At 64.8% G+C, this 24,969-nt stretch carries 22 protein-coding genes; 14 read left to right on the plus strand and 8 right to left on the minus strand.

The genetic code is table 11. The annotated features are described in order from the left end of the window. The first annotated feature begins 16 nt into the window (after nt 1-16). From ftsA to lpxC, 3 genes are all read left to right on the plus strand, one after another. On the plus strand, nt 17-1,264 hold the full coding sequence (gene ftsA / locus N0B71_RS13955) for a cell division protein FtsA (RefSeq protein WP_045209630.1): 1,248 nt from the start codon (nt 17-19) through the stop codon (nt 1,262-1,264). Between the two features lie 53 nt (nt 1,265-1,317). Then, nucleotides 1,318-2,502, plus strand: coding sequence for a cell division protein FtsZ (gene ftsZ / locus N0B71_RS13960; protein WP_259759410.1), 1,185 nt, complete (start codon nt 1,318-1,320; stop codon nt 2,500-2,502). Nucleotides 2,503-2,614: 112 nt separating this feature from the next. Next, complete coding sequence (gene lpxC / locus N0B71_RS13965) at nt 2,615-3,526, plus strand: UDP-3-O-acyl-N-acetylglucosamine deacetylase (protein ID WP_184589107.1); 912 nt, start codon at nt 2,615-2,617, stop codon at nt 3,524-3,526. A gap of 68 nt (nt 3,527-3,594) precedes the next feature. Here the strand turns inward: lpxC and N0B71_RS13970 are convergent, their stop codons facing one another. Then, complete coding sequence (locus N0B71_RS13970) at nt 3,595-4,062, minus strand: DUF721 domain-containing protein (RefSeq protein WP_259759411.1); 468 nt, start codon at nt 4,060-4,062, stop codon at nt 3,595-3,597. 291 nt (nt 4,063-4,353) lie between these two features. Here N0B71_RS13970 and secA point away from each other — a divergent pair, with 291 nt between their 5' ends. From secA to N0B71_RS13990, 4 genes are all read left to right on the plus strand, one after another. Next, complete coding sequence (secA, locus tag N0B71_RS13975) at nt 4,354-7,107, plus strand: preprotein translocase subunit SecA (protein ID WP_259759412.1); 2,754 nt, start codon at nt 4,354-4,356, stop codon at nt 7,105-7,107. A gap of 105 nt (nt 7,108-7,212) precedes the next feature. Next, complete coding sequence (gene argJ / locus N0B71_RS13980; RefSeq protein ID WP_259759413.1) at nt 7,213-8,430, plus strand: bifunctional glutamate N-acetyltransferase/amino-acid acetyltransferase ArgJ; 1,218 nt, start codon at nt 7,213-7,215, stop codon at nt 8,428-8,430. A gap of 148 nt (nt 8,431-8,578) precedes the next feature. Beyond that, nucleotides 8,579-9,208 (plus strand): glutathione S-transferase family protein, encoded by a 630-nt coding sequence (locus N0B71_RS13985; RefSeq protein WP_259759414.1) that lies wholly within the window; start codon nt 8,579-8,581, stop codon nt 9,206-9,208. Nucleotides 9,209-9,421: 213 nt separating this feature from the next. Beyond that, complete coding sequence (locus N0B71_RS13990) at nt 9,422-10,372, plus strand: Nudix family hydrolase (RefSeq protein WP_259759415.1); 951 nt, start codon at nt 9,422-9,424, stop codon at nt 10,370-10,372. A 358-nt stretch (nt 10,373-10,730) separates the two neighbouring features. Here N0B71_RS13990 and N0B71_RS13995 read toward each other — a convergent pair whose 3' ends face one another. The 4 genes from N0B71_RS13995 to N0B71_RS14010 are packed head-to-tail and all read right to left on the minus strand — an operon-like array spanning nt 10,731 to nt 15,333. Further along, nucleotides 10,731-11,303, minus strand: coding sequence for a cob(I)yrinic acid a,c-diamide adenosyltransferase (locus N0B71_RS13995; protein WP_259759416.1), 573 nt, complete (start codon nt 11,301-11,303; stop codon nt 10,731-10,733). Nucleotides 11,304-11,306: 3 nt separating this feature from the next. Continuing rightward, on the minus strand, nt 11,307-13,358 hold the full coding sequence (locus N0B71_RS14000; RefSeq protein ID WP_259759564.1) for a sensor histidine kinase: 2,052 nt from the start codon (nt 13,356-13,358) through the stop codon (nt 11,307-11,309). 60 nt (nt 13,359-13,418) lie between these two features. Then, the gene (locus N0B71_RS14005; RefSeq protein WP_259759417.1) at nt 13,419-14,330 is read right to left on the minus strand and encodes a putative 2-dehydropantoate 2-reductase; all 912 of its coding nucleotides are present in this window, start codon (nt 14,328-14,330) and stop codon (nt 13,419-13,421) included. A gap of 37 nt (nt 14,331-14,367) precedes the next feature. Beyond that, nucleotides 14,368-15,333 (minus strand): response regulator, encoded by a 966-nt coding sequence (locus tag N0B71_RS14010; protein ID WP_259759418.1) that lies wholly within the window; start codon nt 15,331-15,333, stop codon nt 14,368-14,370. 159 nt (nt 15,334-15,492) lie between these two features. Between N0B71_RS14010 and N0B71_RS14015 the strand changes: the two genes are divergently transcribed. Continuing rightward, nucleotides 15,493-15,972, plus strand: coding sequence for a YajQ family cyclic di-GMP-binding protein (locus N0B71_RS14015; protein ID WP_259759419.1), 480 nt, complete (start codon nt 15,493-15,495; stop codon nt 15,970-15,972). Between the two features lie 139 nt (nt 15,973-16,111). Further along, nucleotides 16,112-16,957, plus strand: a complete 846-nt coding sequence (locus tag N0B71_RS14020; RefSeq protein ID WP_259759420.1) for a mechanosensitive ion channel family protein — start codon at nt 16,112-16,114, stop codon at nt 16,955-16,957. 70 nt (nt 16,958-17,027) lie between these two features. On the opposite strand, the gene N0B71_RS14025 is transcribed toward N0B71_RS14020, so the two are convergent. After that, nucleotides 17,028-18,836 carry an AmpG family muropeptide MFS transporter gene (locus tag N0B71_RS14025; protein WP_259759421.1) on the minus strand — a complete coding sequence of 603 codons (1,809 nt, stop codon included), beginning with the start codon at nt 18,834-18,836 and terminating at the stop codon, nt 17,028-17,030. Nucleotides 18,837-18,876: 40 nt separating this feature from the next. Beyond that, complete coding sequence (locus N0B71_RS14030; protein WP_259759422.1) at nt 18,877-19,251, minus strand: MGMT family protein; 375 nt, start codon at nt 19,249-19,251, stop codon at nt 18,877-18,879. A gap of 193 nt (nt 19,252-19,444) precedes the next feature. On the opposite strand from N0B71_RS14030, the gene N0B71_RS14035 reads away from it, so the two are divergent. Continuing rightward, the gene (locus N0B71_RS14035) at nt 19,445-20,446 is read left to right on the plus strand and encodes a DUF481 domain-containing protein (RefSeq protein ID WP_259759423.1); all 1,002 of its coding nucleotides are present in this window, start codon (nt 19,445-19,447) and stop codon (nt 20,444-20,446) included. 134 nt (nt 20,447-20,580) lie between these two features. On the opposite strand, the gene N0B71_RS14040 is transcribed toward N0B71_RS14035, so the two are convergent. After that, on the minus strand, nt 20,581-21,339 hold the full coding sequence (locus tag N0B71_RS14040) for an SDR family oxidoreductase (RefSeq protein WP_184589133.1): 759 nt from the start codon (nt 21,337-21,339) through the stop codon (nt 20,581-20,583). Between the two features lie 107 nt (nt 21,340-21,446). Between N0B71_RS14040 and N0B71_RS14045 the strand changes: the two genes are divergently transcribed. The 4 genes from N0B71_RS14045 (at nt 21,447) to groL (ending at nt 24,956) form a co-directional block, all read left to right on the plus strand. Next, nucleotides 21,447-22,184: a HugZ family pyridoxamine 5'-phosphate oxidase gene (locus N0B71_RS14045; RefSeq protein ID WP_259759424.1), complete on the plus strand. Its 738-nt coding sequence runs from the start codon at nt 21,447-21,449 to the stop codon at nt 22,182-22,184. An 87-nt stretch (nt 22,185-22,271) separates the two neighbouring features. Continuing rightward, on the plus strand, nt 22,272-22,739 hold the full coding sequence (locus N0B71_RS14050) for an FxsA family protein (RefSeq protein WP_259759425.1): 468 nt from the start codon (nt 22,272-22,274) through the stop codon (nt 22,737-22,739). 233 nt (nt 22,740-22,972) lie between these two features. Continuing rightward, a complete protein-coding gene (locus N0B71_RS14055) occupies nt 22,973-23,266 on the plus strand; it encodes a co-chaperone GroES (protein ID WP_003094064.1) in 294 nt (97 codons plus the stop codon). Between the two features lie 49 nt (nt 23,267-23,315). Further along, nucleotides 23,316-24,956: a chaperonin GroEL gene (gene groL / locus N0B71_RS14060; protein WP_207883835.1), complete on the plus strand. Its 1,641-nt coding sequence runs from the start codon at nt 23,316-23,318 to the stop codon at nt 24,954-24,956. Nucleotides 24,957-24,969 lie beyond the last annotated feature (13 nt).

The raw sequence follows: 24,969 nt of genomic DNA on the forward strand, positions 1-24,969 counted from the left end.
GGAGACTTCAATAACTATGGCAAGCGTGCAGAGCGGCAAAATGGTCGTCGGCCTGGACATCGGCACCTCCAAGGTGGTGGCGCTGGTGGGCGAGGTGGCGGCCGATGGCAAGCTGGAAATCGTCGGCATCGGGACGCATCCGTCGCGCGGCCTGAAGAAGGGCGTGGTGGTGAACATCGAGTCCACCGTGCAATCGATCCAGCGCGCCATCGATGAAGCCCAACAGATGGCGGGCTGCCGTATCCACTCGGCCTTCGTCGGCATCGCCGGCAACCATATCCGCAGCCTGAATTCCCACGGTATCGTGGCGATTCGCGACCGCGAGGTCAGCGGCGCCGACATCGAGCGCGTGCTCGACGCGGCACAGGCCGTGGCCATCCCGGCCGACCAGCGTGTGCTGCACACCCTGGCCCAGGACTACGTGATCGACAACCAGGAAGGCGTGCGCGAGCCGCTGGGCATGTCCGGCGTACGCCTGGAAGCCAAGGTGCACGTCGTGACCTGCGCTGTGAACGCCGCGCAGAACATCGAGAAGTGCGTGCGCCGTTGCGGCCTGGAAGTGGACGACATCATCCTCGAGCAACTGGCCTCGGCCTATTCGGTGCTCACCGAGGACGAAAAAGAGCTGGGCGTGTGCCTGGTGGACATCGGCGGCGGCACCACCGACATTGCCATCTTCACCGAAGGCGCCATCCGCCACACGGCTGTGATCCCGATCGCCGGCGATCAGGTCACCAACGACATCGCCATGGCGCTGCGCACCCCGACGCAATACGCCGAAGAGATCAAGATTCGATATGCTTGTGCCTTGGCCAAACTGGCCGGTCCGGGCGAAACCATCAAGGTGCCCAGCGTAGGGGATCGGCCGCCGCGGGAACTGTCGCGCCAAGCGCTTGCCGAAGTGGTCGAGCCGCGTTACGACGAGCTCTTCACCCTGGTTCAGGCCGAACTGCGTCGCAGTGGCTACGAGGACCTGATTCCAGCCGGGATCGTCCTGACCGGTGGCACCTCCAAGATGGAAGGCGCCGTCGAGCTGGCCGAAGAGATCTTTCACATGCCGGTACGCCTGGGCGTACCCCATAGCGTCAAGGGACTGGCCGACGTCGTGCGCAATCCTATCTATTCCACCGGTGTGGGGCTGCTCCTGTACGGACTGCAAAAACAGTCCGACGGCATCTCCATGTCCGGCAGCAGCTTCAGCAGCGACGAACCCAAGACACCGGTACTGGAAAAGCTTAAACGCTGGGTCCAGGGCAATTTCTGATTTACCACCGCGGTAAACGTAGGCAACACAACTAGAAAGGAAGGAGAGGGGAAATGTTTGAATTGGTAGATAACATTCCGCAAACAGCAGTCATCAAGGTTATCGGCGTAGGTGGTGGCGGCGGCAACGCCGTGAACCACATGGCCAAGAACAACGTTGATGGCGTCGAATTCATTTGCGCCAACACCGATGCGCAGGCGCTGAAGAACATCGCCGCGCGCACCGTGCTGCAACTCGGCCCGAGCGTCACCAAGGGCCTGGGCGCTGGCGCCAACCCGGAAATCGGCCGCCAGGCCGCCATCGAGGACCGCGAGCGTATCGCCGAAGTCCTGGAAGGCGCCGACATGGTCTTCATCACCACTGGCATGGGTGGCGGTACCGGTACCGGTGCTGCGCCGATCATTGCCGAGGTTGCCAAGGAAATGGGCATCCTCACCGTGGCCGTGGTCACCCGTCCGTTCCCGTTCGAAGGCCGCAAGCGCATGCAGATCGCCGACGAGGGCATCCGCTCGCTGGCGGAAAGCGTCGACTCGCTGATCACCATCCCGAACGAAAAGCTGCTGACCATCCTGGGCAAGGACGCGAGCCTGCTGGCCGCCTTCGCCAAGGCTGACGATGTGCTGGCCGGTGCCGTTCGCGGTATCTCCGACATCATCAAGCGTCCGGGCATGATCAACGTCGACTTCGCCGACGTGAAAACCGTCATGAGCGAAATGGGCATGGCCATGATGGGTACCGGCTGCGCCAGCGGCCCGAACCGCGCTCGCGAGGCGACCGAAGCCGCGATCCGCAACCCGCTGCTGGAAGACGTCAACCTGCAGGGCGCCCGCGGCATCCTGGTGAACATCACTGCCGGTCCCGACCTGTCCCTGGGCGAGTACTCCGACGTGGGTAACATCATCGAGCAGTTCGCTTCCGAGCACGCCACCGTCAAAGTGGGCACCGTGATCGATCCTGACATGCGCGACGAGCTGCACGTCACCGTCGTGGCCACTGGCCTGGGCGCTCGCCTGGAGAAGCCGGTCAAGGTCGTCGACAACACCGTCCAGACCCAGGCCGTCAGCACCCAGGCTCCGGTTCAGCGCGAGCAGCAGTCGGTGAACTACCGTGACCTGGATCGTCCGACCGTCATGCGTAACCAGAACCACGGCGGCGCCGCCACCGCGGCCAAGCTGAACCCGCAGGACGATCTGGATTACCTGGATATCCCGGCATTCCTGCGTCGCCAGGCCGATTGAGTCGATTTATCAGGAGTATCAATGTGATTGGTGTTCAGCAAAGGGCGGTTCTGCTATCATCGCCGCCCATTGTTGACAACAGTTCGCAACTTGCGCGAAAGCGGCCAAAGCCATGATCAGACAACGCACCTTGAAGAACATCATCCGGGCGACCGGTGTCGGCCTGCATTCCGGGGAGAAGGTTTACCTGACCCTGAAGCCGGCTCCCGTCGATACTGGCATCGTGTTCTGCCGGACCGATCTCGACCCCGTGGTGGAAATCCCCGCCCGGGCCTCGAACGTCGGTGAAACCACCATGTCGACCACCCTGATCAAGGGTGACATCAAGGTGGATACCGTGGAGCACCTGCTCTCGGCCATGGCCGGCCTGGGTATCGACAACGCCTATGTCGAGCTGTCCGCGTCGGAAGTACCGATCATGGACGGCAGCGCAGGTCCCTTCGTATTCCTGATCCAGTCCGCTGGCCTGCAAGAGCAGGAAGCGGCCAAGAAGTTCATCCGCATCAAGCGCGAAGTGACGGTGGAAGAGGGCGACAAGCGCGCCACCTTCGTTCCGTTCGACGGCTTCAAGGTGAGCTTCGAGATCGATTTCGATCACCCGGTCTTCCGTGGTCGCACCCAGAAAGCCGTGGTGGATTTCTCCAGCACTTCCTTCGTCAAGGAAGTCAGCCGCGCCCGTACCTTCGGGTTCATGCGCGACATCGAGATGCTGCGTTCGCAGAACCTGGCTCTGGGTGGCAGCGTGGAGAACGCCATCGTGGTCGACGAGTATCGAGTGCTCAACGAAGATGGTCTTCGTTACGAGGACGAGTTCGTCAAGCACAAGATCCTGGACGCCATTGGTGACCTGTACCTGCTGGGTAACAGCCTTATCGGCGAGTTCATCGGCTACAAGTCCGGTCATGCCCTGAACAACCGTCTCCTGCGCACCCTCATCGCAGACAAGGACGCTTGGGAAGTGGTGACCTTCGAGGACGCCAAGACCGCGCCGATCTCCTATATGCGACCCGCTGCGGCCGTATAAGGAAACCTCCTCCTTTCAGCTACAACTTCAAAGGCCACCCTCGGGTGGCCTTTTTTTATGCCTGCGCGTTATTCCTCGCCCGGTTCCGGCGGCTTGCGGCTACGGCTGGCCAGGCGCTCGAGCGCGGCCTTGAGCTGAGGGTTGCTGATGCCCTCGGCGGCTTCGTGCAAGGTGGCGGAGGCGGATTCACTGATGCGGTTGGTGTTGACCCGGGTGGGCGTCTGGACCGTCGGCTGCACCTTGAACTGGATGCGCGCCAGGCCCCTGAACTCCTCGAACGTGGCCAGTTGCCGCAGCAGGCGGTTCTGCTGGTAGCGCAGGCGCGTCGCCCAGTGACCGTCGGTGACCACCAGCAGCAGGCTGCCCTCGCGCCAGGAGGCGACGCGGCAATACGGGCGTGCGGCGGGCTGCAGTTGCGAGTCGAGCAATTCCTGCAGGCGCGAGAGGCGTTGCGCCTGCGCGAACAGCGACTGCAGCGGCTTGGCTTCGCGCAGCAGCTTGGTCATCGCCTTGGCGGGCAGGGGGCGAAAGGCCATGGTGAGGAACCGGCAGTGAATGAAGCAGGATGGTAACAGATGCGCCGGGGGCCAGATGCCACCGTCGGCCCCTTGAAGTTGCTCGTTCGCGTCACCATATCACCCACTCGGATGCAAAGTTGTCCGCCCATGCATTGCCCCCAAGCTCGCAGAATGCGAAGCTTCGGAGGATGACTTCGGCACTTTTTTCCCGATAGTTTCCGGGTAGAATGCCCGCTTCATTGCCGTTCCGCGCCGCGGCCAGCCAGTCGGGCAGCCCTCCAATTCTCCAGTTCGGATGACCCAGTCGATATGTTTGCGCCTTTGTTGAAAAAACTCTTTGGAAGCAAGAACGAGCGCGAAGTGAAGCGCATGGTCAAGCAGGTCCAGGCCATCAATGCACTCGAGCCGCAGATGGTTCCGCTTTCCGATGAGCAACTCAAGGCCAAGACCGAGGAGTTCAAGGCGCGCCTGGCCAAGGGCGAGACCCTCGACCAGATCCTTCCCGAAGCGTTCGCCGTCGCCCGTGAGGCCGGCAAGCGCGTGATGGGCATGCGCCACTTCGACGTCCAGCTGATCGGCGGCATGACCCTGCACGAAGGCAAGATCGCCGAGATGCGTACCGGTGAGGGCAAGACCCTCGTGGGTACCCTGGCCGTCTACCTGAACGCCCTGGCTGGCAAAGGCGTGCACGTGGTCACCGTGAACGACTACCTGGCCCGCCGCGACGCCAACTGGATGCGTCCGCTGTATGAATTCCTCGGCCTGACCGTTGGTATCGTCAGCCCGTTCCAGCCGCCGGAAGAGAAGCGCGCTGCCTACGCTTCGGACATTACCTACGGCACTAACAACGAATTCGGCTTCGACTACCTGCGCGACAACATGGCGTTCAGCCTGGAAGACAAGTTCCAGCGCGAGCTGAACTTCGCCGTGGTCGACGAAGTGGACTCCATCCTCATCGACGAGGCGCGGACTCCGCTGATCATCTCCGGCCAGGCCGAAGACAGCTCCGAGCTGTACATCAAGATCAACAAGCTGATCCCGCGCCTGAAGCGCCACATCGAGGAAGTCGAAGGCCAAGTGACCCAGCAGGGCCACTACAGCATCGACGAGAAGACCCGCCAGGTGGAGCTCAACGAGCAGGGCCACGCCTATGTCGAGGAGCTGCTGACCCAGAACGGCCTGCTGGCCGAGGGCGAGAGCCTCTACTCGGCGCACAACCTCAGCCTGCTGACCCACGTCTATGCCGCGCTGCGCGCCCACACCCTGTTCCACCGCAACGTGGAATACATCGTCCAGGGTGACCAGGTCCTGCTGATCGACGAGCACACCGGCCGTACCATGCCGGGCCGCCGCCTCTCCGAGGGCCTGCACCAGGCCATCGAGGCGAAGGAGAACCTGCCGATCCAGGCCGAGAGCCAGACCCTGGCTTCGACCACCTTCCAGAACTACTTCCGCCTCTACACCAAGCTGGCCGGCATGACCGGCACCGCCGACACCGAGGCGTTCGAATTCCGCCAGACCTACGGCCTGGACGTGGTGGTGATCCCGACCCACCGTCCGGTCGCCCGTAAGGACTTCAACGACCTGGTCTACCTGACCCAGGACGAGAAGTACGCCGCCATCATCACCGATGTGCAGCAGTGCCAGGCGCTGGGCCGCCCGGTCCTCGTCGGTACCGCGTCGGTCGAGACGTCCGAATATGTGTCGCAGCTGCTGCAGAACGCCGGCATCGAGCACAAGGTACTGAACGCCAAGTACCACGAGAAGGAAGCCGAGATCATCGCCCAGGCCGGTCGTCCGGGTGCGGTCACCATCGCCACCAACATGGCCGGCCGTGGTACCGACATCCTGCTGGGCGGCAACTGGGAAGTGGAAGTCGCCGCGCTGGAGAACCCCACCGACGAGCAGGTCGCGCAGATCAAGGCCGACTGGCAGAAGCGCCACCAGCAGGTCATCGAGTCGGGCGGCCTGCACGTGATCGCCTCTGAGCGCCACGAATCCCGCCGTATCGACAACCAGCTGCGCGGCCGTGCCGGCCGTCAGGGCGACCCGGGTTCCAGCCGCTTCTACCTGTCGCTGGAAGACCACCTGATGCGCATCTTCGCCTCCGACCGGGTGAAGAACTTCATGAAGGCCCTCGGCATGCAGCCGGGCGAGGCGATCGAGCACCGCATGGTGACCAACGCTATCGAGAAGGCCCAGCGCAAGGTCGAAGGCCGCAACTTCGACATCCGTAAACAACTGCTGGAGTTCGACGACGTCGCCAACGAGCAGCGCAAGGTGATCTACCACATGCGCAACACCCTGCTCGCCGCCGACAACATCGGCGAGACCATCGTCGAATTCCGCGAAGAGACCCTGAACAACACCGTTAGCGAGCACATTCCGCCGCAGTCGCTGCCCGAGCAGTGGGACGTCGCCGGCCTGGAAGCCGCGCTGTACAGCGATTTCGGCCTCAAGCTGCCGATCCAGCAATGGCTCGACGAAGACGACAAGCTGTACGAGGAAACCCTGCGCGAGAAGATCCTCGCCGAGCTGGTCGCCGCCTACAACGAGAAGGAAGACCTCGCTGGCGCCGAAGCCCTGCGCACCTTCGAGAAGCAGATGCTGCTGCGTGTGCTGGACGACCTGTGGAAGGACCACCTGTCCACCATGGATCACCTGCGCCACGGCATCCACCTGCGCGGTTACGCGCAGAAGAACCCCAAGCAGGAGTACAAGCGCGAGTCCTTCAACCTGTTCCAGGACCTGCTGAACTCCATCAAGCGCGACACCATCCGCGTGCTGTCCTTCGTCCAGGTCCGCCGCGAAGACCCCGCCGAGGAAGAAGCCCGCCTGCGCCGCGAGGCCGAGGAAATGGCCAAGCGCATGCAGTTCCAGCATGCCGCCGCGCCGTCCATGGACCAGGTCACCAGCGAGCCGGAAGAGGGCGAGCTGCCGGACGTCGCCGACAATGTCGTGCCGATGGAGCCGGTGCGCAACGAGGCGAAGATCGGCCGCAACGAGCCCTGCCCATGCGGTTCGGGCAAGAAGTACAAGCACTGCCACGGTCAGGTGGAATAACGCCTCCCGACCTTGCTACCGACGCCGCGACCGGCCCTGCCGCTCGCGGCGTTTTTCACATCTAATCCACTGATTTGATTCACTGACTAGATAGGAGCGCGCCACATGGCTGTTGGTCTCGGCCCCATGTCCACCCTGCACCCGGTCCCCGGTTTCGAACTCGGCATCGCCTCTGCCGGCATCAAACGACCCGGCCGCAAGGACATCGTGGTGATGCGCTGCGCCGAAGGCTCCACCGTGGCGGGTGTGTTCACCACCAACGCCTTCTGCGCCGCTCCGGTGATCCTGGCGCGCAAGCGCTTCCTCGGCCCGGTGCGCTACCTGCTGACCAACACCGGCAACGCCAACGCCGGCACCGGCGAATCGGGCCTGGCCAACGCCACCCGCACCTGCGCCAAGCTGGCCGAGCTGGCTGGCGTGCCGGAAAACGCCGTGCTGCCGTACTCCACCGGGGTGATCGGCGAGCCGCTGCCGGTCGAGAAGATCGAAGCCGCGCTGCCCGCTGCGCTGGCCAACCTGTCCGTGGATAACTGGGCCGACGCCGCCGCCGGCATCATGACCACCGACACCCTGCCCAAGGGCGCCAGCCGCCAGTTCCAGCACGACGGCGTGACCATCACCGTCACCGGCATCAGCAAGGGCGCCGGCATGATCAAGCCGAACATGGCCACCATGCTGGGTTACATCGCCACCGACGCCAAGGTTGCCCAGGGCGTGCTGCAGGACCTGCTGCGCGACGCGGCGAACAAGTCCTTCAACCGCATCACCATCGACGGCGATACCTCCACCAACGACTGCTGCATGCTGATCGCCACCGGCCAGGCGGCGCTGCCGGAAATCACCTCCGCCAGCGGTGCGCTGTTCGCCGCGCTGAAGCAGGCCGTGCTGGAAGTCTCCATGGAACTGGCCCAGGCCATCGTCCGTGACGGCGAGGGCGCCACCAAGTTCGTCACCGTGCAGGTGAACGGCGGCGCAACACACCAGGAGTGCCTGGACGTCGGCTACGCCGTGTCCCACTCGCCGCTGATCAAGACCGCGCTGTTCGCCTCCGACCCGAACTGGGGCCGCATCCTCGCTGCCGTCGGCCGCGCCGGCGTGCCGGACCTGGACGTGAGCCTGATCGACGTGTACCTGGACGACGTCGCCATCGCCAGCCGCGGCGGCCGCGCCGCCAGCTACACCGAGGACCAGGGCGCCAGGGTCATGGCCCAGGAAGAGATCACCATCCGCATCGATCTGGGCCGCGGCACCTGCAGCGAGACCATCTGGACCACCGACCTGTCCCACGAGTACGTGAAGATCAACGCCGAATACCGCACCTGATCGCCGCGTAGCGCTGGCGCGGAATTCTGCGCCGGCGCTTCGTTCCTCTCGGATTCCCGATTTTCATGGATGGATGAAAATCGGGAATTTGTTTTCATGGCTGCCGCGCTCTAAGGTCTGCTGACTGACCTTCACGAGCATCGCGTCCATGTCCCTCACCCTGATCATCGGCAGCAAGAATTTCTCCTCCTGGTCCCTGCGCGGCTGGCTGACCATGCAGCTCACCGGCGCCGAGTTCGAGGAAATCCTCATTCCCCTGGGCGGCCAGGACACCGCGCGGCGCATCCGCGAGCACTCGCCCAGCGGCAAGGTGCCGGCGCTCAAGTGCGAGCACGGGCTGATCTGGGATTCCCTGTCGATCGCCGAATACCTCGCCGAACGCTTCCCCGAAGCCCACCTCTGGCCCCGCGGCGAAGCGGCCCGCGCCCTGGCGCGCACGGTCTGCGCCGAGATGCACAGCGGCTTCATGGCGCTGCGCTCGCACATGCCGATGGATATCCAGCGCAACCAGCCGCTGGCTGAAGTGCCGGAAGCGGTGGAAGCGGATATCGCCCGAATCGTCGAGCTCTGGGCACTGTGCCGCCAGCAGTTCGGCCAGGATGGTCCGTTCCTGTTCGGCCACGCCAGCATCGCCGATGCCTTCTACGCGCCAGTCGCGACGCGCCTGCGCAGCTATTGCGTGACCCTGCCGATCGAGGCGCAGAACTATGTCGATGCGATCTACGCCTGGCCGGCCTTCCGTCCCTGGCTGGACGCGGCGATGGTTGAACGCGCCTGAACCCGGCTGCCAATGACGGTAGAATGCCCGCAGTACCCAATTACGATCTGCTGCGCGTCGCAATAGCTGCGTTGAAATCGGTTTCGGGATGCTCATTTACTGCCTGTAAACTGCGCTCCCTCAACCGATGTCGCCTTGCTCTTCCCTGGCTCGCGAGATCGTAAACAGGTCCTGTTCGCGGGCCCTGCCTGAATCGGATTGAGGAGTAGCACTGTGAAACGAGTACATGTCGCCGCCGCCGTGATTCGCGGACTCGATGGCCGGGTGCTGATCGCCCGGCGTCCGGACGACAAGCACCAGGGCGGTCTGTGGGAGTTTCCCGGTGGCAAGGTCGAGGAGGGCGAAGCGGTGCAGGTCGCCCTGGCGCGCGAGCTGAAGGAAGAGCTGGGCATCGACGTCGAGCAGGCGCGGCCGCTGATTCGCGTGCAGCACGACTACAGCGACAAGCATGTGCTGCTGGATGTCTGGGAGGTCTCTGCCTTCTCCGGCGAGCCCCATGGCGCCGAGGGCCAGCCGTTGGCCTGGGTCGCTCCGCGTGACCTGCCGGACTACGAGTTCCCCGCCGCCAACCAGCCCATCGTGCAGGCTGCGCGCCTGCCGGATCGCTACCTGATCACCCCGGACGGTCTGGAAATCCCGCAACTGGTGCAGGGCGTGCGCGCTGCGATCGCCAGCGGCATCCGCCTGGTCCAGCTACGCGCGCCGAACATGTACAGCCCGGAGTACCGTGACCTTGCCGTCGACGTGCAGGGCCTGTGCGCCGGCAAGGCGCAGCTGATGCTCAAGGGCCCGCTGGAGTGGCTGGGCGACTTCCCGGCGGCTGGCTGGCACCTGACCTCCGAGCAGCTGCGCAAGTACGCGCCCAACGGCCGGCCGTTCCCCCGCGAGCGGCTTCTGGCAGCCTCCTGCCATAGCGCCGAAGAGTTGCAGCTGGCGGCGCGCATGGGCGTGGATTTCGTCACCTTGTCGCCGGTGCAGGCCACCGAGAGCCATCCGGGTGAGCCGGCGCTGGGGTGGGAGGCGGCGGCGGAGCTGATCGATGGCTTCAACCAGCCGGTGTTCCTGCTGGGGGGCGTCGGCCCGCAGGACGTCGAGCGCGCCTGGCAGGCTGGCGCGCAGGGCGTGGCGGGGATCCGGGCGTTCTGGCCGAAGAGCGAAGGCTGATCCGGCGTTGAACTGACGGCTCTTCGTAGGAGCGAGCTTGCTCGCGAACAGGCCGCGCTGCATTGCCGTGCGGTTCGCGAGCAAGCTCGCTCCTACAACCTGGCGCCACGCTCTGTCGTGTCCCGGTAATGACAGGTTCCGCCGCGATGGATTTCGCGGACAGGGTCCGCTCCTACACCCGCCGGCGGCGTTGAAATTCCCCTGTAGGAGCGGGCCATGCCCGCGATCGCGCGCATGGCGCGCTCCTACAAGGTGGCGCCACGCTCTGTCGTGGCCCGGTAATGACAGATTCCGCCGCGAGGGATATCGCGGACAGAGTCCGCTCCTACGCAAGGCACCGGCGCTCCCGCGGTTGCGATCAGGCGGGCTTTTCGGCGGCCTGCCAGAGAATCTCTTCCACGCCCTGGCGCTTCGCGATGAAGCGTGCGGCGACGAACAGCAGGTCGGATAGCCGGTTCAGGTAACGCAGGCCCGCGCCTTCCAGCGGTTCCTCGGCATTGAGTTGCTGGCAGCGGCGTTCGGCGTTGCGCGCCTGGGCGCGGCACAGGTGGGCGAGGGCAACCAGGCGCGAGCCACCGGGCAGGATGAAGTTCTTCAGCGGCCCGAGCTCTTCGTTCCAGCAGTCGATCACCTGCTCCAGGCGCTCCACTTCCGCGTCGTTCAGCGCTCGGTACTCCGGCATCGCCAACTCGCCGCCGAGGTCGAACAGGCGATGCTGGATCGGAGCCAGAACGCCGATCGCTTCTTCCAGCGCACTGCTGCGCGCCTCATGCAAGCCGGCCAGCAGCAGGCCGAGGTGGCTGTTCAGCTCGTCCACCGCGCCCATGGCTTCCACCCGCGGGTGGTGCTTGGGCACGCGGCGGCCGTCGGCCAGGCCGGTTTCCCCGGCGTCGCCGGTGCGGGTGTAGATTTTCGACAGTCGGTTGCCCATGGCTCAATGCTCCTTGTCGCCCGGCGCCAGCAGCGGTAGCGGCGGGGAAATCTCGGCGCCCAGCGGGAGACGGATGGTGAAGCAGGTGCCCACGCCCAGCTCGGACTGCACCTCCATCTGCCCCTTGTGGTTGTTGGTGACGATGAAGTACGAGACCGACAGGCCCAGCCCAGTGCCCTGGCCGACCTCCTTGGTGGTGAAGAACGGCTCGAAGATGCGCTTGCGCACGTTCTCCGGCATGCCGCAGCCGTTGTCTTCCACCTGGATTTCCGCCCACGGCGGGTTGAGCCGGGTGCGCAGGGTGATGCGGCCGAGTTCGCCTTCTTCCTCGTCGTCGCGCTGGTGGATGGCCTGGGCGCCGTTCTTCAAGAGGTTGAGCAGTACCTGCTCGATCTCGTTGGCGATCACCGGCACCGGCCCCAGGCGCGGGTCGTACTCGTGGACGATGTCCAGCGACTTGAAGTCGAAGCCGCCGGTGAGGTCGAAGTCGTTGCCGGCGATCTCCACCGCCTGTTCCAGCAGCGCGGGCAGCTCGCAGGCGGCCATCTGGCGGTGGCTGCGGCGGCTGAAGGAGAGCATGTGGCTGACGATCTTCGCCGCCCGGGAGCCCGCGTACTGGATGCCGTCCAGCAGCTTGGGAATCTCCCGCGCTTCGAGGTAGTGGTTGAGATCGTCCAGGCGCACGCCGACTTCGCCGGCCACTTCGAGGTTCTTGGTGAGGTCCGGCGACAGGCGCCGGCGGATGTTCTGCACGTTGTGCAGGATCGCCCCCAGCGGATTGTTGATTTCGTGCGCCATGCCGGCCGCGAGGCCGCCGACGGAGAGCATCTTCTCCGACTGCACCATCATTTCTTCCATGCCCAGGCGGTCGGTGATGTCGTCGATGCGGATCACCGCGCCACGGCCGGTGCCGCCCATCAGTGGGTAGAAGGTCAGGGCGTAGTGCCGTGGGGTGTCGGTGAGGGCCCAGGTCACCCGCTCGACGCGCTCGACCTTGTGCTGCTCGGCGGCACGGGTGAGCTGCGGCAGGAAGGGTTTGAGCGAGGGGAAGGCGAGGAACACCGGCTGGTTCACGGCGTCGTCCAGGCTGGTGCCGGAAAGCTGGCTGGCTTCCTGGTTCCACTGGGTGACGTAGAGCTGTTCGTCCACCGCGATCAGCGCCGAGGGCATGGAGTCGATGATGCTGTTGAGGTAGTGCTGGAAACCGGTGAGCTTCTTCTCGATCTTGCTGCGCACCTGCACTTCCAGCTCGAGCTTGCGGTTCGAGCGGCGGGTTTCCTCGGCCAGCGACTGGGCCTGCTCCACGGCCTCCTGGGCGTCGTCGCGGGCGCGCTTGAGCTGGTGCTCGCGGGCTTCGATGCGGGTCAGCATGGTGTTGAAGGCGTCAGCCAGGCGGCCGATCTCGTCGGCATTGCCGCGCTCGGCGCGCAGGGCGTAGTTCTCCTCGCGCGTCACCTGGCGCGAGAGCTCTTCCAGGCTGCGGATCGGCCGGGTGATCAGGCGGCGGATCTGCTGGGCGATGAGCAGCCAGAGCAGCACCGACACGGCGAGAATCACCAGGCTGGCGGTGAGCGTGCCGGTGTAGAAGGCGCCGGGCAGCTCGCTGCTGGCCACCAGCAGCAGGTAACCGCTGTTGCGCCCGGCCTGGGGCAATTCGAACAGGGCGTTGAGGCGGTATTCGTGCTCGCGCCAGCGTTCCAGGTGGTCCAGGCGCTCGGGCAGCGCCACCGGCCCGTTGCCCGGTGTCTGGGCGATGCGCTCGCCATTGCTGTCGTACAGCGCGGCGGCGCGCAGTGGCTGGTAGTCATCCAGCTGGCGCAGCAGCACCTGGGCCTGGGTGGGCGAGGAGAGCGCCGGCTCGCTGAGCGCCGGGTTGGCGATCAGCCGGCCGATGGTCTGCAGGGCCTGGGGGGCGACGCTGTCCTGGGAGATCCAGTAGGCCGCGCTGATGAAGGCGAGGTTGGCGACCAGCATGACGGTCGCCAGCAGCACCAGCAGGGCGGCGAGGATTTTCTGGCCGACCGGCAGGTCTTCCAGGCGCTGGCGCAGGTTCATGGGAGAAGGCATGGGCGCGTCAAAGAGAAAATCAGGGGAGGCGGGCAGGGTAGCCCGCCATCAGTCGTCGGGCAATCCACGTGCCACCAGGTAGACCCGCAGCCGTTCGTGCAGGGCGCGCAGCCGCGGCAGCGCCAGGTGCAGGCGGTCGCCTTCGCGGCAGGCATGGCCGAGCAGGTAGGCGATCTCGCTGCGCCGGCCCTGGGCGACGTCCTGGTACATGGAGGAGAAGTTCGCGGCGGTGGCGTTGATGACCCGTTCCACCTCGGCCTGAAGCTCCCGTGCGGCAGCGGAGTAACCGGCGGCATGCAGCAGCTGGCCGAGTTCGTCGCAGAGCCCGGCCACTTCGCCGGGGTGGCCGGCCAGTTCGCCGTTGCGGCACTGGTGCAGCACGGTGAGCGGGTTGATCGCGCAGTTCAGCGCGAGCTTGCGCCACAAGCGTTCGAGGATGTCGTCGCTCCACTGCACGGGAATCTCTGCCCGGTGCAGGTCCGCCAGCCAGGTGGGCGCGGGGCCGCCCTGTTCGTCGCCCAGCCAGGTCTGGCCCTTGCCGGCGAACACCACGCGGAAATCGGCTTCGCGGAAGGCGCCTTCGGTGCTGGAGGCATACAGGCAGCGGGCGCGTGGCAGGTGGGCGCTGACCGCCTGCTGGCTGCCCAGGCCGTTCTGCAGCAGGATCAACTCGGCGCCCGGCGCCAGCCGTGCGGCCACGCTGGCGGCGGCGGATTCGGCATCGTAGGCCTTGCAGGCCAGCAGCAGGCGCTGGATCGGCGCGCCCTGGGCGGCGGTTTCCGCGGGTATGGGGTAGAGGCTCGCGCGACCGTCTTCCACCAGGGTGATGCCGCCCAGGGCGCGGTAGGCATTGAGGCGCTGGCGGTCGCGCAGCAGCAGGCGCACCGGCAGGCCGGCGCGGGACAGGCGGGCGGCCCACAGGCAACCGAGGCTGCCGGCGCCGAGGATAGTCCAGGTCATGGGGGAAACTTCGCGGTTGGAGGGCTTACCGCGAAGTTTAGCGCAGGCCGGTCAGGCGGCTGGCGTTGATTCGTCCGCTGGCGAAGGCATCGGGCAGCAGGGTGCGACCCTGCTGCATCACCTGCTCGACGTCCAGCGGCAGTGCCTTGGCGTCCAGGCCGACCAGGCTGATACCGGCCTTGAGGGTGATGAAGCCTTCGCTGGTCTTGAAGGCCTTCAGGTTCAAGCCTTCGTGCAGGCGGCGGAAGCTGCTGGGGGAGCATTCCTGCAGGTCTTCGAGCAGGGTGATCAGGGCGAAGTGCTGGCTGTCCAGGCGCGCCAGGACATCCAGCGGTCGCACCAGTTGCTGCAGGCGCCGGGCGACGCCGTGCAGCAGCTCGTTCTGGAACGGCTGGCCGTGCCTGTGCCCGAGTTCGGCCACCTCCGGCAGGCCGATCAGCATGTAGCACACCGCGCCGCCGCGGGATTCCACCTGGCGGATGCTGTCGGCCAGCTTCTGCTTGAGGTAGCGCTGGTTGCCCAGGCCGGTGGCGCTGTCCACCAGGTTGCGCTCCTCCAGGCTGGTGATGTTCTCGGTGAGCAGGCGGTTTTCCATCAGCAGGCGCTGCAGCGTGTTGCTCAGGCGGTCGGCGGCGAGCACGCGGGGCACCAGTTGCTCGTTCATCGACGACTTGCTGACGAAGTCGTCCACGCCACGGTCGAAGGCCTCGGCCAGGGCGTTGTCGCCCTCCTTGCCGGTGAGCAGGATGATGTAGGTGTAGTGGTCGCCGCTTTCGTCGAGCTGGCGCACCCGCGCGGTCAGCTCCAGGCCGTCCATCTCCGGCATCAGCCAGTCGGCGAGCAGCACGCTCACCGGCTCCTTTTCCAGCAGGTCGAGCGCTTCGCTGGCGCTGCTGGCGAAGCGCACGTTCTGGTAGCCGGCCTGGCTCAGCGCGCGACCGATCATGGCGCTGGAGAACTTGGCATCGTCGACCACCAGGATGCTGAGATGGTTGGTTGGCATGGAAAGGATTGTCTCGCAACGGGTGGGAAATGCCGACTCTCGGTGTCAGAGGCCGGGCGCGGTCTTGTCTGTCAGTTATAATGACCGCGCATTTTTATCGTCAAGCCAGGCGCGATGCTGACTGTGAACCGCATCGCGCCGTCCATCTGGAGAGATGTCATGCCTTCGTTCGACGTGGTGTCCGAACTGGACAAACACGAACTGACCAACGCCCTGGATAACGCTGCCAAGGAACTGGACCGCCGTTTCGACCTGAAGGGCAAGTGCAGCTTCGAAACCAAGGACAAGTCCGTCACCCTGACCGCCGAGGCGGATTTCATGCTCGAGCAGATGCTCGACATTCTTCGCTCCAGCCTGGTCAAGCGCAAGATCGATGTGCAGTGCATCGAGACCAAGGACCCCTTCGCCTCGGGCAAGGTGGTCAAGCAGGAAGTGAACTTCCGCGAGGGCATCGACAAGGATCTGGCGAAGAAGATCGTCGCCCTGATCAAGGACAAGAAGCTCAAGGTCCAGGCCGCGATCCAGGGCGAGCAGGTGCGCGTCACCGGCAAGAAGCGCGATGACCTGCAGGAAGCCATCGCGCTGCTGCGCGGCGAATCCCTCGGCATGCCGCTGCAGTTCAACAATTTCCGCGACTGATTCGCTGCCTGACCACCGCAGCGGAACCTCATCGCCCGGGCGACGTCGCAATTAAGAGTCGCTCGGCGAACACCCGACCGCCATGGCTTGCCATGGCGGTTTTGTTTTTGAAATGGCAATAGACAAGGGGCCTGCATCCATGGATATGAATTACGAGCACATCGTCAACAGTGCGGAGGCCTGGACGCCCGTCGTCCTGGCCTATCTGGGCAACGCCTTGCTGGCGCTGCTGACCCTGCTGATCGGCTGGTGGGTGATCAACCTGTTCACCAATCGCGTGGGCGGGCTGCTGTCCACCAAGCACGTGGACAAGACGCTGCAGGGCTTCATCGGCAGCATGGTGAACATCATCCTGAAGATCCTGCTGATGGTCAGCGTGGCCTCGATGATTGGCATCCAGACCACCAGTTTCGTCGCCGCCATCGGCGCCGCCGGCCTGGCCATCGGCCTGGCGCTGCAGGGCAGCCTGTCCAACTTCGCCGGCGGGGTGCTGATCCTGCTGTTCCGCCCGTTCAAGATCGGCGACTGGATCGAGGCCCAGGGCGTCTCCGGCACCGTGGACAACATCATGATCTTCCACACCGTGCTGCGCACCGGTGACAACCGCACCGTCATCGTGCCCAACGGCGCGCTGTCCAACGGCATCATCACCAACACCTCGACCCAGACCACCCGCCAGGTGACCTTCGACGTGAAGCTCGCCTTCGACGCCGACCTGGATGGCGCCCGCGCCATTCTCAAGGAACTGGCCGAGGATCCCCGCGTGCTCAAGTCGCCGGCGCCAGTGGTGGTGGTTGCGGGCCTGGGTGAGAACTCGGTGACGCTGTCGCTGCGCCTGTGGACGGCCAATTCGGACTATTGGGCCGTCACCTTCATGCTCAACGAGCAGGTGCGCCAGCGTCTGCGCGATGCCGGTATCGACCTGGCACCCAACAAGGTGGTGCGCGTGGTCAAGGGCGAAGAGGGCTCCGTGCTGGCGGATTGATCCCCGGCAGGAACGAAAAAAGGCCGGCGATTGCCGGCCTTTTTCATGGGCGCTGGCGCCTGCGCGGCGCTCAGTGACGTTCGGCGCTGGCCTGTGGCGCCGGCGCCTCGGTCGCTTCCTCGGCGCCGCCGTTGGTCATGTCGCCGCGATTGTGCAGCCACAGCCAGCCGATCAGCAGCAGCGTGGGGACGCCGAGCAGGCCGGTGAAGAAGAAGAAGTGCTCGTAACCCATGCTCTCGACCATCGCGCCGGAATAGCCGCCGATGAAGCGCGGCAGCAGCAGCATGGTGGAGCTGAGCATGGCGTACTGGGTGGCGGAGAACTTCAGGTTGGTCAGGCTCGACAGGTAGGCGACGAAGGCCGAGGTGGCGAGGCCGCCGCTGAAGTTGTCGAGCATGATGGTCACCACCAGCATGGTGACGTGGGGCTCCAGCACCTTGAGCAGGGCGAAGACGTTCTGCCCCATCAGGTGCGGGTCGTCGATCGCGCCCATCTGCGCCAGGACGGCGAACAGCAGGTTGGTCGCCGCCGATGCCGCGCCGCCGATGAACAGGATCGGCAGGATGCTGAAGCGGGCGATCAGCACGCCGCCGGCCGCCGCGCCGATCAGGGTCATGACCACGCCGAACAGCTTGCTGACCGTGGCGATGGTGTCCTTGGAGAAGCCCATGTCGATGTAGAACACGCTGGCCATGGTGCCCATGACGGTGTCGGACATGCGGTAGGTGGAGATCAGCCCGAGCAGCAACAGCGCCTGCCAGCGGTAGCGGCGGACGAATTCGGTGATCGGCGTCAGCACCGGCGCCATCAGCAGGCGGCCGGGGGCGGAAATACAGCTCAGGGCGATCAGCAGGTAGAGGATGGCGAGCCACCACTTGCCGCCTTCGACCATGTTGATGAACGCGGTACCGGTGACCAGCAGAATGATCAGCACGATCACCGAGACGGCCTGGTGGACGAAGTCGAACTGCGGCAGGCCGCGCCCGTGCACGGCCAGCAACAGCGGGCGGCGCACCTTCGACAGCAGCTCGCGCACCGGGCGGATCTGCCGGCGGCCGTGGGGCGTCATGCACACGCCGATGAAGATCGCGTACAGCGCGGCGCGCGGCCAGGCCTGGGCGGTCAGCGCGGTGAGCATGGCCGGCACGGAGATCAGCAGCACCAGCAGGGTCAGCACCGAGAGCAACTGGTGGTTGAAGGCGAACGCCGAGCTGCCGGCCTGCGGTTGCACGTTCACCGGCGGCTCTTTCATCAGCAGGGTGGTGATCAGGCCGGGCAGGATGGCCAGGGAGCACACCGCATAGGTCAGCGCCCAGGCCGACTGGCTGTAGTGCAGGGCGCTGGAGCCGGCCCATTCGGCGAGGAACAGCACGCCGGCGGTGGCGAACAGCACGGCGACCCGGTAGCCGGTCATGTAGCAGGCGGCGAGGGCGGCCTGGCGGGTGTTCTCGGCGATTTCCAGACGGTAGGCATCGATGGCGATGTCCTGGGTGGCCGAGGCGAACGCCACCACCATGGCCAGGGCGATCAGCCAGTTGAGGTGCGCTTGCGGGTTGCACAGGGCCATGCCGAGCAGGCCGAGGGCGATCAGTCCCTGGGAGAACACCAGCCAGGAGCGGCGGCGGCCGAGGCGGCCGATGAAGGGCAGGCGCCACTGGTCGAGCATGGGCGACCACACCCACTTGAAGGCGTACACCAGCCCGATCCAGCTGGCGAATCCGATGGTTTCCCGGGCGACACCCGCTTCACGCAACCACACCGAGAGGGTGGAGAGCACCAGCATGTACGGCAGGCCGGCGGCGAATCCCAGCAGCAAAAGCGCGAGGCTGGCGGGAGACTTGTAGGCAATCCATGCCTCTCGCCAGGAATGCTCTTTCATGGGGTGTTTTCCAGCAGGTCAAAAATTCTCGCGAACTTTACTAGGACTGCTCGCCGCTAGGCCAGCCGTGCCGACGTATGTCCACCCGATCGTTATGGATTCTGACACCCTCCGCACGTAAACGTGCGCGCTGCTCGTTACCCGAGACGCTGCCCAGGGGCAGGCTGATGCGTCCGCCGGCGGCGATCACGCGGTGCCACGGCAGGCGCGTGCCCTCCGGCAACTGGCTGAGGATGCGTCCTACAAGCCGCGCGGAGCGGCCCAGCCCGGCGAGCCGGGCGACGTCGCCATAGGTGATGACGCACCCTTCGGGCACCTGGGCGATCACCAGGAAAATCGCCTCGCGACGCACCTGCAGGCTTTCCAGGCCGAGGTCGGCAGTCGGGGTGTTGGCCGGGAGCTTGGGTGTGGGCATCGAATGCACCGTGGCAGAGGGGCTGACGCTCAGGATATCGGCTGGCGCAGGTCTGACAAGCCGCGACATCTGTCAGACCCTTCCGTCAGTCATTGTGAACTCCCTGCAACTGAGCCGGTCAGTCGTTGCTCTCGCGTCGGGCTTCTGGATAATGCCCGGCTTTTTGCCTATTCAATCCAGTTGAATTTGACTCATGTTCCCCAGAACCCTGCTCTCCCTTGCCCTCGCGTCCTGCTCTCTGTCCGCCCTTGCCGACACCGTCTGGCTGAAGAATGGCGACCGCCTCAGCGGCACCATCAAGCTGTATGACGGCGGCAAGCTGCTGCTGGCGACCGACTACGGCGGGGAGATCACCCTGAAGGCGGACAAGATCAAGACGCTGGAGACCGACCAGAACCTGCTGGTGAAGTACGACGAGGAAAACGGCGAGCACTCCAAGGGCCTGAAGGCCTCCGACCAGGGCAAGGTCACGCTGGTCAACGGTGAGGCACGCACGGTGGAGCTGGCCAAGATCGAGCAGATGATGCCGCCCAAGCCGATCCTGGAAGACTGGGTATGGACCGGCAACGTCGACTTCTCCCTGGACCACAAGCGCGCCGAGAACGATGTCGAGGACTACGACATCGACTTCAAGACCAACGCCCGCCACGGCCGCTGGCGCCACAACCTGCAGGGCGAGTACAACCGCGAGAAGAAGAACGAGTCGGTCAGCACCAACAACTACTCGGCCGAGTACGCGCTGGACCGCTTCCTGGACGAGCACTGGTTCTGGCAGGGCCAGGCGCAGTACAAGCGCGACTGGGTCGAGGACCTGCAGAAGAAACGCACCCTGGGTACCGGCCCCGGTTACCAGTTCTGGGACAACGAGCTGGGCGCGTTCTCCCTGGCCACCCTGGTCAACCGCAACGACTACGAATTCGTCGACGACGAGAAGTCGCACTTCTACAGCACCAGCCTGAAGTGGGACTACAACCGTTACCTGCTGGCCAAGCAGTTCGAGCTGTTCACCAACGGCGAAGTCAGCAAGCCGCTGGAGTCCAACGTCGACTACGAACTGGAGAGCGAGGCGGGCCTGCGCTACAAGCTCACCTCCTGGGCATCCCTGAGCCTGAAGGCCGAGTGGGACAAGCTCAGCGGCAACGATGGCGATGTCAACGAGCGCCGCTACACCCTGGGGCTGGGGGTGGGCTGGTAGGCCGTATACCTGTAGGAGCGAGCTTGCTCGCGAAGCTTTCAACTCCGGTACGGGGTCTGTTCGCGAGCAAGCTCGCTCCTGCAAAGGCACAAAAAAAGCCCCGCACTGGCGGGGCTTTTTCATGGGCGGGCGGATTACAGGCGCAGGCCGCCGTCCAGCTCCAGCACGCGGCCGGTGTAGTAGTCGTTCTCGAGGATGTAGGCCACAGAGTGGGCGATCTCCAGCGGCTTGCCCAGGCGCTTGAGCGGGATGCCGGCGGTCATTTTCTCCAGGGCCTCGGGCTTCATGCTGGCGACCATGTCGGTCTCGATGAAGCCCGGTGCCACGCCCGCCACGCGGATGCCGTAGCGCGCCAGCTCCTTCGCCCACACCACGGTGTCGGCGGCAACGCCGGCCTTGGCCGCGGAGTAGTTGGCCTGGCCCATGTTGCCGGCGCGGGAGATGGAGGAAATGTTGACGATCGCGCCTTCGTTCTTCAGCTCGATCATCTTCGCCGCCACTTCGCGGGTGCAGAGGAACACGCCGGTCAGGTTGACGTCGATCACCGCCTGCCATTGCGCCAGGCTCATCTTGGACAGCTCGCCGTCCTTGACCTTGATGGTCAGGCCGTCGCGCAGGATACCGGCGTTGTTGACCAGGCCGTTGATGGCGCCGAAGTCGCTGGCGACCTGGGCCACCATGTGGGTAACCTGTTCTTCATTGGCGACGTTGCAGATATAGGCCCGGGCGTCACCGCCGGCGGCCTTGCAGGCAGTCACGGCTTCGTCCAGTTTTTCGGCATTGAGGTCAACCAGCGCGACGCGCGCGCCCTTGCCGGAGAGGTACTCGCCCATGGCGCGGCCCAGGCCCTGGCAGCCACCGGTGATGATGATGACCTTGTCTTTCAATTGCATCGGAACAACCCCACGAACAGTTTCTGGTGAAAGGCCCCGCCGGCAGCTGTGCACAGAGTCAGTCCTGCCCGTCCGTTTACGACGGATTCTTTGCGAGGAGTCATAAGTTGAGCGTGAAAGCTGCCAAGCATGCCCGAGAACTGCTGCTCAAGGAATACCGCGGCGTTCTCTCCACCCACTCGAAAAAGTGGCCCGGCTTCCCCTTCGGTTCCGTCGTGCCGTACTGCCTGGACGAGGCGGGCCGCCCGCTGATCCTGATCAGCCGCATCGCCCAGCACACCCATAACCTGCAGATGGACGGCAAGTGCTCGTTGCTCATCGGCGAGCGCGGCGTCGACGACATCCAGGCCGCCGGCCGCCTGACCCTGCTGGCCGAGGCGCTGCTGATCGAAGACGTCGACGCCATCGCCGGCGCCGCCGAGCGCTATTACCGCTACTTCCCCGGTTCGCAGGACTACCACATCGTCCACGACTTCGATTTCTGGGTGCTGGAGCCGGTGCAGTGGCGCTTCATCGGCGGTTTCGGCGATATCCACTGGCTGGGGGCGAACAGCGTGCCGCTGGCCAATCCCTTCGTCGGCGAGACGGAAAAAAGCATGGTCGAGCACATGAACAGCGACCACGCCAACGCCATTGCGCACTACGTCGAACTGGCCGGCCTGCCCGCCGACAAGGAACCGCAACTGGCGGGAATTGATACCGAAGGTTTCCACCTGCGCATCGGCCAGGGCCTGCATTGGCTGCCGTTCCCGACGCCGTGCGGCAATGCCGGCGCGGTGCGCCAGGCGCTGGTGCAGCTCGCCAAGGCGGACGCCTGGCCGGGCAACGAGGTGATCCAGGCCTAGCAAGCCTTGGTCATTCCCTTGAAAAGGGCGCGGGGCGTCGCCACCTAGCTTTCTACCCGGGCAATGACCCCGCCAAGGATTTTTTCAATGCGAGTTCCCCTGTTCCTGATTCTGCTCTTCCCGCTGATCGAGCTGGCCGTGATGATCAAGGTCGGCAGCGTGATCGGCGTGGGCTGGACCCTGCTGCTGATCATCGCCGGCGCCTTCATCGGCGCGGCGGTGCTGCGTGTGGCCGGCGTCGCCACCGCACTGCGCGCCCGCGAGCGCCTCAACCGCGGCGAACTGCCCGAGCAGGAAATGCTCGAAGGCCTGGTCATCGCCCTGGGCGGTGGCTTGCTGATGCTGCCGGGCTTCATCAGCGATGCGGTCGGCCTGCTCTGCCTGATTCCCTTCACCCGCCGCTTGATGCTGGGCCGCGTGCGCCAGCGCATGCAGGAGCAGGCCGAGCGCCGCCGCGCCTTCGCCGACGATCCGGCCGCCCAGCAGCGTGGCGGCCCCAGCGTGATCGAAGGCGAGTACCAGCGCCGCGAGGAAGACCGCGACCGCCTGCGTTGAGCCGGAGTGGCGTCGGCCGCTTTGCGCACCCCGCCTGCAAAAATTTTTTCGTCACACCCTTGAAATGCCTTGTAGCGACCTTATGTACCGGTCACCGCAAGGTCCCTGTCTACGACAGGCTGCTCTTTTCGCGACTCGCCCGTCGAGTCGCAAACCGGCGCCGCCGGATTCAACAAAACCTGCCGGACATCGATCCGGCCGTTGGAAATCACTGTTTTGGGAGAGTTACGACTATGAAGCTTCGTCCTCTGCATGATCGCGTCGTTATCCGTCGCAGCGAGGAAGAGACCAAGACCGCAGGCGGCATCGTGCTGCCGGGTTCTGCCGCCGAAAAACCGAACCGTGGCGAAGTGGTCGCCGTCGGCACCGGTCGCGTGCTGGACAACGGTGAAGTTCGCGCTCTGGCAGTGAAAGTGGGTGACAAGGTGGTCTTCGGCCCGTACTCGGGCAGCAACGCCATCAAGGTCGACGGTGAAGAGCTGCTGGTGATGGGCGAGTCCGAGATCCTCGCCGTCCTGGAAGACTGATTCCCGCGTCCAATCCAACCCACTGAATTCGATTTAGAGGAAACAGAACATGGCTGCTAAAGAAGTTAAGTTCGGCGATTCCGCCCGCAAGAAAATGCTGGTTGGCGTAAACGTCCTGGCCGACGCGGTTAAAGCGACCCTGGGCCCGAAAGGCCGTAACGTCATCCTGGACAAGAGCTTCGGCGCTCCGACCATCACCAAGGACGGCGTTTCCGTCGCCAAGGAAATCGAACTCAAAGACAAGTTCGAGAACATGGGCGCCCAGCTGGTGAAAGACGTTGCCTCCAAGGCCAACGACGCTGCCGGTGACGGCACCACCACCGCTACCGTTCTGGCCCAGGCCATCGTCAACGAAGGCCTGAAGGCCGTCGCTGCCGGCATGAACCCGATGGACCTCAAGCGCGGCATCGACAAGGCCACCGTGGCCATCGTTGCCCAGCTGAAGGACCTGGCCAAGCCGTGCGCCGACACCAAGGCCATCGCCCAGGTCGGCACCATCTCCGCCAACTCCGACGAATCCATCGGCAACATCATTGCCGAAGCCATGGAAAAAGTCGGTAAAGAAGGCGTGATCACCGTTGAAGAAGGCTCGGGCCTGGAAAACGAACTGTCCGTCGTAGAAGGCATGCAGTTCGACCGCGGCTACCTGTCCCCCTACTTCATCAACAAGCCGGACACCATGGTGGCCGAGCTCGACGGCCCGCTGCTGCTGCTGGTCGACAAGAAGATCTCCAACATCCGCGAAATGCTGCCGGTCCTGGAAGCCGTTGCCAAAGCTGGCCGTCCGCTGCTGATCGTGGCTGAAGACGTCGAAGGCGAAGCCCTGGCTACCCTGGTCGTCAACAACATGCGTGGCATCGTCAAGGTCGCGGCCGTCAAGGCTCCGGGCTTCGGCGACCGCCGCAAGGCCATGCTGCAGGACATCGCCATCCTGACCGGCGGCACCGTCATCTCCGAAGAAGTCGGTCTGAGCCTGGAAGGCGCCACCCTGGAGCACCTGGGTAACGCCAAGCGCGTGGTTCTGAGCAAAGAAAACACCACCATCATCGATGGCGCTGGCGCTCAAGCCGACATCGAAGCTCGCGTCCTGCAGATCCGCAAGCAGGTCGAAGAGACTTCCTCCGACTACGACCGTGAGAAGCTGCAAGAGCGCCTGGCCAAGCTGGCTGGCGGTGTTGCGGTGATCAAGGTTGGCGCTGCCACCGAAGTCGAGATGAAAGAGAAGAAAGCCCGCGTTGAAGACGCCCTGCACGCTACCCGCGCTGCTGTGGAAGAAGGCGTGGTGCCTGGCGGCGGCGTCGCCCTGGTCCGTGCTCTGCAAGCCATCGAAGGCCTGAAGGGCGACAACGAAGACCAGAACGTCGGTATCGCCCTGCTGCGTCGCGCTGTTGAAGCGCCGCTGCGCCAGATCGTTGCCAACTCCGGCGACGAGCCGAGCGTGGTGGTCGACAAGGTCAAGCAAGGTTCGGGCAACTTCGGCTACAACGCCGCTACCGGCGTGTACGGCGACATGATCGAGATGGGTATCCTCGATCCGGCCAAGGTCACCCGTTCGGCGCTGCAAGCTGCTGCTTCCATCGGCGGCCTGATGGTCACCACCGAAGCCATGGTTGCCGAAGTGGTCGACGACAAAGCCGCTCCGGCCATGCCGGACATGGGCGGCATGGGCGGCATGGGCGGCATGATGTAAGCCACCCGGCACC

The organism is Pseudomonas sp. GCEP-101 (genome assembly GCF_025133575.1).
In the GTDB taxonomy this organism is placed as follows: Bacteria; Pseudomonadota; Gammaproteobacteria; order Pseudomonadales; family Pseudomonadaceae; genus Pseudomonas; species Pseudomonas nitroreducens_B.

Coding starts and splice junctions, on each gene's coding strand:
- ftsA (WP_045209630.1), top strand. CDS start 17: ATGGCAAGCGTGCAGAGCGGCAAAATGGTCGTCGGCCTGGACATCGGC.
- ftsZ (WP_259759410.1), top strand. CDS start 1,318: ATGTTTGAATTGGTAGATAACATTCCGCAAACAGCAGTCATCAAGGTT.
- lpxC (WP_184589107.1), top strand. CDS start 2,615: ATGATCAGACAACGCACCTTGAAGAACATCATCCGGGCGACCGGTGTC.
- N0B71_RS13970 (WP_259759411.1), bottom strand. CDS start 4,062: ATGGCCTTTCGCCCCCTGCCCGCCAAGGCGATGACCAAGCTGCTGCGC.
- secA (WP_259759412.1), top strand. CDS start 4,354: ATGTTTGCGCCTTTGTTGAAAAAACTCTTTGGAAGCAAGAACGAGCGC.
- argJ (WP_259759413.1), top strand. CDS start 7,213: ATGGCTGTTGGTCTCGGCCCCATGTCCACCCTGCACCCGGTCCCCGGT.
- N0B71_RS13985 (WP_259759414.1), top strand. CDS start 8,579: ATGTCCCTCACCCTGATCATCGGCAGCAAGAATTTCTCCTCCTGGTCC.
- N0B71_RS13995 (WP_259759416.1), bottom strand. CDS start 11,303: ATGGGCAACCGACTGTCGAAAATCTACACCCGCACCGGCGACGCCGGG.
- N0B71_RS14000 (WP_259759564.1), bottom strand. CDS start 13,358: ATGAACCTGCGCCAGCGCCTGGAAGACCTGCCGGTCGGCCAGAAAATC.
- N0B71_RS14005 (WP_259759417.1), bottom strand. CDS start 14,330: ATGACCTGGACTATCCTCGGCGCCGGCAGCCTCGGTTGCCTGTGGGCC.
- N0B71_RS14010 (WP_259759418.1), bottom strand. CDS start 15,333: ATGCCAACCAACCATCTCAGCATCCTGGTGGTCGACGATGCCAAGTTC.
- N0B71_RS14015 (WP_259759419.1), top strand. CDS start 15,493: ATGCCTTCGTTCGACGTGGTGTCCGAACTGGACAAACACGAACTGACC.
- N0B71_RS14020 (WP_259759420.1), top strand. CDS start 16,112: ATGGATATGAATTACGAGCACATCGTCAACAGTGCGGAGGCCTGGACG.
- N0B71_RS14025 (WP_259759421.1), bottom strand. CDS start 18,836: ATGAAAGAGCATTCCTGGCGAGAGGCATGGATTGCCTACAAGTCTCCC.
- N0B71_RS14030 (WP_259759422.1), bottom strand. CDS start 19,251: ATGCCCACACCCAAGCTCCCGGCCAACACCCCGACTGCCGACCTCGGC.
- N0B71_RS14035 (WP_259759423.1), top strand. CDS start 19,445: ATGTTCCCCAGAACCCTGCTCTCCCTTGCCCTCGCGTCCTGCTCTCTG.
- N0B71_RS14040 (WP_184589133.1), bottom strand. CDS start 21,339: ATGCAATTGAAAGACAAGGTCATCATCATCACCGGTGGCTGCCAGGGC.
- N0B71_RS14050 (WP_259759425.1), top strand. CDS start 22,272: ATGCGAGTTCCCCTGTTCCTGATTCTGCTCTTCCCGCTGATCGAGCTG.
- N0B71_RS14055 (WP_003094064.1), top strand. CDS start 22,973: ATGAAGCTTCGTCCTCTGCATGATCGCGTCGTTATCCGTCGCAGCGAG.
- groL (WP_207883835.1), top strand. CDS start 23,316: ATGGCTGCTAAAGAAGTTAAGTTCGGCGATTCCGCCCGCAAGAAAATG.